Source organism: Kineococcus gurbantunggutensis, assembly GCF_050871925.1.
In the GTDB taxonomy this organism is placed as follows: Bacteria; Actinomycetota; Actinomycetes; order Actinomycetales; family Kineococcaceae; genus Kineococcus.
In genome coordinates this window covers 1-7,829 of the sequence record NZ_JBJLSG010000201.1, presented here as the reverse complement: position 1 = coordinate 7,829, position 7,829 = coordinate 1, and the positions used below count along the sequence as shown (strand labels likewise).

Annotated in this window: 7 protein-coding genes; 6 read left to right on the top strand and 1 reads right to left on the bottom strand. The window is 75.1% G+C overall.

Annotation, left to right across the window (positions count from 1 at the left end; all coding sequences use genetic code 11):
• Positions 1–176: 176 nt before the first annotated feature.
• Entirely contained in the window at positions 177–1,412 is a 1,236-nt protein-coding gene (locus ACRYR7_RS22995) for a S8 family peptidase (protein WP_432574482.1), read from the bottom strand.
• Positions 1,413–1,555: 143 nt separating this feature from the next.
• Here ACRYR7_RS22995 and ACRYR7_RS22990 point away from each other — a divergent pair, with 143 nt between their 5' ends.
• The 6 genes from ACRYR7_RS22990 to ACRYR7_RS22965 all read left to right on the top strand — a co-directional run.
• Entirely contained in the window at positions 1,556–2,569 is a 1,014-nt protein-coding gene (locus tag ACRYR7_RS22990; RefSeq protein WP_432574480.1) for a LacI family DNA-binding transcriptional regulator, read from the top strand.
• 177 nt (positions 2,570–2,746) lie between these two features.
• Positions 2,747–3,973, top strand: coding sequence for a sugar ABC transporter substrate-binding protein (locus ACRYR7_RS22985; RefSeq protein WP_432574478.1), 1,227 nt, complete (start codon positions 2,747–2,749; stop codon positions 3,971–3,973).
• A complete protein-coding gene (locus ACRYR7_RS22980; protein WP_432574476.1) occupies positions 3,966–4,934 on the top strand; it encodes a carbohydrate ABC transporter permease in 969 nt (322 codons plus the stop codon). The genes ACRYR7_RS22985 and ACRYR7_RS22980 overlap by 8 nt, the downstream gene beginning before the upstream one ends.
• A gap of 10 nt (positions 4,935–4,944) precedes the next feature.
• On the top strand, positions 4,945–5,823 hold the full coding sequence (locus tag ACRYR7_RS22975) for a carbohydrate ABC transporter permease (protein WP_432574474.1): 879 nt from the start codon (positions 4,945–4,947) through the stop codon (positions 5,821–5,823).
• Positions 5,824–5,857: 34 nt separating this feature from the next.
• Positions 5,858–6,682 (top strand): ThuA domain-containing protein, encoded by an 825-nt coding sequence (locus tag ACRYR7_RS22970; protein WP_432574472.1) that lies wholly within the window; start codon positions 5,858–5,860, stop codon positions 6,680–6,682.
• A 38-nt stretch (positions 6,683–6,720) separates the two neighbouring features.
• Positions 6,721–7,829, top strand: a 1,109-nt coding sequence (locus ACRYR7_RS22965; protein ID WP_432574484.1) for a Gfo/Idh/MocA family protein, incomplete at its 3' end; no start/stop codon positions are given.

Genomic DNA, 7,829 nt, shown 5'->3' with positions numbered 1-7,829 from the left:
CCCCCCCCCCCCCCCCCCCCCCCCCCCCCCCCCCCCCCCCCCCCCCCCCCCCCCCCCCCCCCCCCCCCCCCCCCCGCGGCACCGCCCCCTCCCCACCCCCCCCCCCCCCCCCCCCCCCCAGGGAGGGGCGGGTACGGGGAGGGGGAGCGGCGGGGAGGGGGAGCGGCGGGGAGGGGTCAGGCGCGGGGGGTGCGGGTGCGGCGGGGGACGACGGGGGCGGGAGAGCTGGTGGTCACCGGGGTGGCGGCGGCGCGCACGGCGGCGGCGACGTCGAGCATCCCGGCGCCGTAGCCGGCGGGCCAGGACGGGCGCGGCGCGGCGGTGGCCTCCAGGAAACCCTCGACCTGCGCGGCCGTGGCGGTGGTGTTCACCGAGCGCACCAGCGCGGCGGCGGCGGCGACCTGCGGGGCGGAGAACGAGGTGCCCCGGGCGAGGAAGTAGGCGTGGCCCTCGGCCGCCGGGCCGCCGACGACGACCTGCTCGCCGGGGGCGCTGAGGTCCACGGAGTCGTTGTGCTGCGCCCACGGCGCGGCGCCGCCGCCGGCGGCCGAGGCGGAGACGGAGACCACGCCCGGGTAGGACGCCGGGTACTCCACGGGGTTGCCGCGGTCGCCGGAGTTGCCGGCGGAGGCGACGACCACCACGCCCTTGCCGATCGCGTACTGCACCGCGTCGGCGGTGACCCTGCTGTACGTCTCCCCGCCCAGGGAGAGGTTGAGGACCTCCGCGCCGTGGTCGGCGGCCCACAGGATCCCGCGGGCGACCGCGTCGCCGGCGCACCCGTCGGGGGTGCACACCCGCACCGGCAGCACCTCCACCTCCGGGGCCACGCCGATCGCGCCGTGGGCGTTGCCGCGCGCGCCGGCCACGACGGTGGCTACCTGGGTGCCGTGGGTGCCGATGTCGGTGCCGGCGGCCAGGTTCGCGCCGGGCAGGACGCGGCCGGCGAGGTCGGGGGCGGTGGGGTCCACGCCGCTGTCGAGGACGGCGACGGTGACGCCGCGGCCGGTGGTGGTGGCCCAGGCGGCGGGCGCGGCGATCTCGTCGAGGTGGGTGGCGTAGCGCAGGTAGGGGTCGGTGGCCAGCAGCAGCGGGCCGCCGAGGCGCTCGCCGGCGGTGGGGGTGAGGCGGTAGGTGGTGCGCGGCTCGGCGGAGGAGACCGCCGGGTCGGCGTCCAGCTCGTCGGCCAGGCGCTCGGCGGCGGCGGCGCCGGGCGCGGTGACGGTCTCCAGCACGAGGCGGTCGCCGACGCGGCGCAGCAGGTCCACGGGGACGCCCGGGCCCGCGGGCGCCGCGGCGGCGGCGCCGGGGGGCAGCGCGAGCAGCGCGCAGCCCAGGGCCAGCGCGGCGGTGCGCAGCGGGGTGCGCCGGCGGTGCGCGCGGCGGTGCGCGCGGCGGTGGTGCTTCGGCACGGGGTCTCCCTGCTCGTGGACTCGTCCGTCAGCTCATCGGCAGCTTGCCGCACCGACGTGAGGGGAATCCTTGCCCCTTCGCGGGACTGCCCGCTACGGTCCTCCTCGATACGCATCGACGACGGGCGTGGGGGGAGGGCGGCGTGGCCAGGGTCCCGACGAGCAAGGACGTGGCGCGCGTCGCCGGCGTCTCGCAGAGCACGGTCTCGTACGTCATGAGCGGCAAGCGGCCCATCTCGGAGAAGACGCGCCGCCTCGTCGAGGACGCGATGGAGCAGCTGACCTACCAGCCGCACGCGGGGGCGCGGGCGCTGGCGAGCCAGCGCACCAACGTCGTCGCGGCGGTCGTGCCGTTCCGCAGCTCCCTGAGCGCCCACGGGCTCATGGCGTTCGTGGAGGAGATCGCCCTGGCCGCGCGCGCCCGCGACTTCGACCTGCTGATCGTCACGGCCGACGAGGGGCCGGGCGCGCTGCAGCGGGTGGCGGGGCGGGCGCTGTGCGACGCGGTGGTGGTCATGGAGGTGCGCACGCACGACGAGCGCGCCGCCGTGGCGCGCTCGCTGCCGCGCCCGGCGCTGTTCATCGGCTTCCCCGAGGACGCCGAGGGCCTGCACTGCATCGACTTCGACTTCGAGTCCGCCGCCCGGCTGCTGGTGGCCGAGCTGGCCGGGGCCGGCGACCGCGAGGTCGTCGTGCTGGGCTGGGGGCCGGACGCGGAGGAGCGCGGCATCAACTACGTGCCGCGCTTCCGGGCGGCGGCGCGGGAGGAGGCCCGCGCCCGCGGGGTGCGGCTGCGCTGGTGCGCGGTCCCCGCGGGGCAGGAGGCGGTGGACCGCGTCCTGGGCGACGTCCTGGCCGGCCGGCGCGGGGCGCCCCCGGGCCTGCTGGCCACCACCGGCGCGCACGAGGTCGTCAACGGGCTGCTGCGGCGCGGGCTGGTCCCGGGCCGCGACGTGGACCTGGTGGCGCTGTCCACCGACGCCGAGGCGCAGGCGCAGCAGGTGCCGCTGACGGCGGTGTCCACGCAGCCGCGCGACGTGTCGCGGCGGGCGATGGAGTGGCTGTTCGCCCTGATCGACGACCCCGCGGTCCCCGGCGAGCTGCGCCGGGTGCCCGCGGAGCTCACCCGACGGCGCTCGGTCCGCACCCCGGGCTGAGCCGCCGCACGCACCGCACCGCCGCGGGGCCACCCCCGCGCCCGTCGTCGATACGCATCGACGGGCCGGTGCCGCACCACCGCACGACCGCACGACCCGGGAAGGACCGGGAGGACCCGAGCAGGACCTGAGCACGACCGACGCCCACGACGCCGTGGGCACGAGGAGAGGAACGACATGGCTCGACGAGGAACCGCGCGGACCGCGCTGGCCGCCGCGCTGACCGTGCCCCTGCTGGTGGGCGCCTGCGGCGGCGGCAGCGCCGGCGGGGCGGCGTCCGGCGACCCCGGCACGCTGCGGGTGCTGGACTACTACAACTCCGACCCCAACGCCACGCTGTGGAACGACGCGGTGATGGCGTGCGGGGAGCAGGTCGGGGTGGAGATCGACCGCGAGGCCGTCCCCGGCGAGAGCCTCATCCAGAAGGTGCTCCAGCAGAGCTCCTCGCGCACGCTGCCCGACGTGCTCATGCTCGACAACCCCGACGTGCAGCAGATCGCCGCCTCCGGCGCGCTGGCCCCGCTGGGCGAGCTGGGCGTGGACTCCACCGGCGTCGCCGAGGGCGTCCTGAAGGCCTCGACCTACGAGGGCGAGCTGTACGCGCTGCAGCCGGTGACCAACACGATCGCGCTGTTCTACAACAAGACGGTCCTGGAGCAGGCCGGCATCCAGCCGCCCACCACCTGGGACGAGCTCAAGACCGCCGCCGCGGCCCTCACCGAGGGCGACCGGTACGGGTTCGCGATGTCGAACATCAACACCTACGAGGGCACCTGGCAGTTCCTGCCGTTCATGTGGTCCAACGGCGGCGACGAGAAGGACATCGCCACCCCCGAGACCGCCGCCGCGCTGCAGCTCGTCAAGGACATGGTGGACTCCGGTTCGCTGTCGAAGTCCTCCGTGAACTGGTCGCAGGCCGACGTCGCCGACCAGTTCGCCGCCGGCAACGCCGCCATGATGATCAACGGCCCGTGGAACTTCGGCGTCCTGGACCCCGTGGAGGGCCTGGAGTACGGCATCGTGCCGATCCCGGCGCCCACCGCCGGCGGCACCGTCGTCTCCCCGTTCGGCGGCGAGGCGTGGGCGATCCCGCAGACCGGCGACCAGGCCAAGCAGCAGAAGGCCGCCGAGCTCGTGCAGTGCCTCACCGGCGACGAGAACCAGGTGGAGATCTCGGTGGCCACCGGCACCGTGCCCACCAAGCCGGAGCTGGCCGGGCAGGTCTCCGCGCAGAACCCGAACCTGGCCACCTTCGCCGAGCAGGTCCCCGACCTGCGCGCGCGCACCGGTGAGCTGGGCCCGGACTGGCCGAAGGCCGCCACGAAGATCTACACGGCGGTCCAGAACGCCCTCGTCGGCGGCATGACGCCCGAGGAGGCCCTCCGGCAGGCGCAGGATGGCTGACCTCGCCGCCCCCGGGCGCGCGGCCGGCGGGGTCGGCGCCCCGCCGGCCCCGGCGCCGGCGCGACGGGGCCCCTCGCGACGGGTGTCCGGGCGGCTCCTCGAGGTCGCGTTCCTCGCCCCCGCCGTGGTGTACCTGACCGTCTTCTTCGGCTACCCCATCGTCAAGAACGTGCTCATGGGGTTCCAGGAGTACACGACGCGCACCTTCTACACGGGCGAGGCGCCGTGGGTGGGGCTGGCGAACTACGCCGACGTCGTCGGCGACGCCGTCTTCAGCCGCGCCGTGGTCAACACGGTGCTCTTCACCGCCGGCTCGATCGCCGGACAGTTCGTCATCGGCCTGGCGATCGCGCTGTTCTTCCGCAAGCGGTTCGCGCTCTCGGGCGTGCTGCGCTCGCTGCTGCTGCTGCCCTGGCTGATCCCCATGATCGCCGGGACGGCGGTGTGGCGGTGGATCCTGGACACCGACAACGGCGCCCTAAACCGCATCCTGTCCGCCCTGCCGCTCGTCGACGCCCGCCCCGAGTGGCTGACCAGCACCTCGCTGGCCCTGGTCGCCGTCATCGGGGTCAACATCTGGCTCGGCATCCCGTTCAACACCACGATCCTCTACGGCGGGCTGCAGGAGATCCCCGAGGAGCTGTACGAGGCCGGCGCGCTGGACGGCGCCACCGGCTGGCGCGCGTTCCGGCACATCACCTGGCCGCTGCTGCGCCCGGTGGTCACCGTGGTGCTCGTCCTGGGCGTCGTCTACACGCTGAAGGTCCTGGACGTCATCCTCGGCCTCACCGGCGGCGGACCGGCCAACGCGACCCAGACCATCGCCCTGGCGTCGTACATGGCCTCCTTCCGGGAGTTCGACTTCGGTGCCGGTGCCGCCCTGGGCAACATCCTCATCCTCATGTCCCTGGCCTTCGCGATCGTCTACCTGCGCGCCAACCGGCGCGCGGTGGACGAGTGAGGAGCACCCCGTGAGCACCGCACTGCCCACCCGCCCGGCGGCCGCCGCGGCGGCGCGCACCGGGCCCGGCGAGGGCCGGGCGCCGCGCCGCCCGCTGCACACCGCCGTCGGCCTCGTCCTGCTGGCGTTCATGCTGTTCCCGCTGTACTGGATGGTGAACGTCTCCCTGCAGCCGGCCGGCAACGCCGTCGCGACGCCGTGGCTGCCGTTCGACCTCACCCTGCGCGGGTACGAGACGGCCATCGCCCAGCAGGGCGGCAACCTCGTCACCAGCCTCGTGGTGAGCATCGGCTCGGTGGTGTTCAGCCTGCTGGTCGCCACCCCGGCCGCCTACGCCATGGCCCACTTCCGGTTCGGGCGGTGGGCCGACGCGGTGCTGTTCGGGGTCCTCATCACGCAGATGGTCCCCGGCATCGTCGTCGCCAACGCCCTGTACAACCTCTACAGCGACCTCGGCGTGCTCAACAGCGTGCCCGGCCTGGTCCTGGCCGACTCCACCGCCGGGGTGCCGTTCTCGATCCTGCTGCTGCGCGCGTTCATGCGCGGCGTGCCGCCCTCCGTCATCGAGGCCGCGTACGTGGACGGCGCCGGGCCCGTGCGCGCGTTCGTCTCCGTCGTGCTGCCGATGAGCCGCAACGCGCTCATCACCGCCGGGCTGTTCACGTTCCTGTTCGCCTGGGGCGACTTCCTGTTCGCCCTGACCCTGACCACCACCGAGGACGTGCGCCCGGTCACCCTGGGCCTGTACACCTACGTCGGCAGCTTCGTCGCCGACTGGTCGCCCATCATGGCGACGGCCGTGCTGTCGTCGCTGCCCGCCATCGCCCTGCTCGTCCTGGCCCAGCGCTACGTCGCCGCCGGCCTGGCGGGCGGGTCCGTCAAGTCCTGAGGGACGCCCCCACCACCAGTCCCGAGGAGGACCAGTGAGCAACCCGATCCGCGTCACCGTCTGGGGCGAGAACCGCCACGAGCAGCTCGAGCCGGAGGTCGCCGCGCGCTACCCCGACGGCATGCACGGCGCCATCGCCCAGGGCGTCGAGCAGCACCTCGGCGCGCGCGCCGTCGTGCGCACCGCCACCCTCGACGAGCCCGAGCACGGCCTCACCGAGGAGGTGCTGCGCGAGACCGACGTCCTGACCTGGTGGGGGCACGCCGCCCACGGCGAGGTCTCCGACGAGGTCGCCGAGCGCGTGCAGCAGCACGTCCTGGCCGGCATGGGCCTGATCGTGCTGCACTCCGGGCACTGGTCGAAGGTGTTCACCCGGCTCATGGGCACCTCCTGCACGCTGCGCTGGCGCGCCGAGCACGACCGCGAGCTGGTGTGGACGGTCGACCCCACCCACCCCATCGCGCAGGGCGTGCCGCAGCCGCTCATCATCGACGAGGACGAGATGTACGGGGAGTTCTTCGACATCCCCGCCCCCGACGAGCTGGTGTTCATCTCCTCCTTCTCCGGCGGGGAGGTGTTCCGCTCCGGCTGCACCTTCAAGCGCGGGCACGGGAAGATTTTCTACTTCCGCCCCGGCGACCAGGAGTACCCCACGTACTTCCACGACGGGGTGCGCAAGGTGATCTCCAACGCCGTCGAGTGGGCCGTGACCGTGCGCCCCGAGCGCACCGCCCCGGTGCTGCTGCGCTACGAGACCGAGGACTTCTACAACGGCCACGGCTACCAGGGTGCGCTGAAGGCGGAAGCGCAGGAGGCCCAGGGGGCCGCGGGGTCCGAGCTGCAGGGGGCCGGGCAGTGAGCGCACCCCTGCGCGTCGTCCTCGTGGGCGCCGGCGGCATGGGCAGGGCGTGGCTGCGCACGATCCTCGACGACGCCGAGGTGGAGCTGGCCGGCGTGGTCGACCTCGACCTCGGCACCGCCGCCGCCGCGGTCGCCGACGCCGGCGTGCCGGACGTGCCGCTGGGCCGCGACGCCGTCGAGCTGGCGCGCGCCACCGGGGCGGACGCCCTCGTCAACGTCACCGTGCCGCGCGCGCACCACCCGGTGACCACCGCCGCCCTCTTCGCCGGGCTGCCGGTGCTGGGGGAGAAGCCCGTCGCCGAGGACGTCGCCCAGGCGCTGTCGCTGGTGGCGGCCGCCGAGGTCACCGGCGAGCTGTTCGTCGTCAGCCAGTCCCGCCGCTACAACGCCCACCTGTTCGCCTTCCGGGAGCAGGCGCGCGCGGTCGGCGACCCCGGCGTGCTGACCACCGAGTTCTTCAAGGCCCCGCGCTTCGGCGGGTTCCGCGAGGAGATGGCCCACCCGCTGCTGCTGGACATGGCGATCCACCCCTTCGACACCGCCCGCTTCCTGCTGGGGGCGGAGCCGGTGTCGGTGTACTGCGAGGAGTTCAACCCCTCCTGGAGCTGGTACGCCGGTGACGCCGCGGCCACCGCGGTGTTCGAGATGACCGGCGGGGTGCGCTACGTCTACACCGGCAGCTGGTGCTCGCCGGGGCAGGAGACGTCGTGGAACGGCTCCTGGCGGCTGTCCGGCTCGGCGGGCACCGCCCGCTGGGACGGCGACTCCGCGCCCGTGCTGGAGACCTCCTCCGGCGCCGCGCCCGCCCCCTCGGCCGACCCCGGCCGGGAGATCGCCGGCTCGCTGCGCGCCTTCACGCGCGCCCTGCGCGCGGGCACCGCGCCGATGGGCGAGGTGCACGAGAACGTCCTGAGCCTGGCGATGGTCGAGGCCGCGGTCGCCTCGGCGGCCTCGGGCGCGCGCGTGCTCGTGGACGACGTCCTCGAGCGCGCCCACGAGCGGGCGCTGGCCGGCGAGCGGCGCGAGGACGTGCGGGCGGTGCTGGCGTCGTGGACCTCGGTGCGCGAGGCCCTGGCCGCCGGCACCCCCGCCACGGCCGCCACCCAGCCCGCCCAGCCCGCTCAGCCCGCTCAGCCCGTCGCCTG

What these genes read in the sequence shown, in the direction of transcription:
- ACRYR7_RS22980 (WP_432574476.1), top strand. Translation starts at nt 3,966, where the DNA reads ATGGCTGACCTCGCCGCCCCCGGGCGCGCGGCCGGCGGGGTCGGCGCC.
- ACRYR7_RS22985 (WP_432574478.1), top strand. Translation starts at nt 2,747, where the DNA reads ATGGCTCGACGAGGAACCGCGCGGACCGCGCTGGCCGCCGCGCTGACC.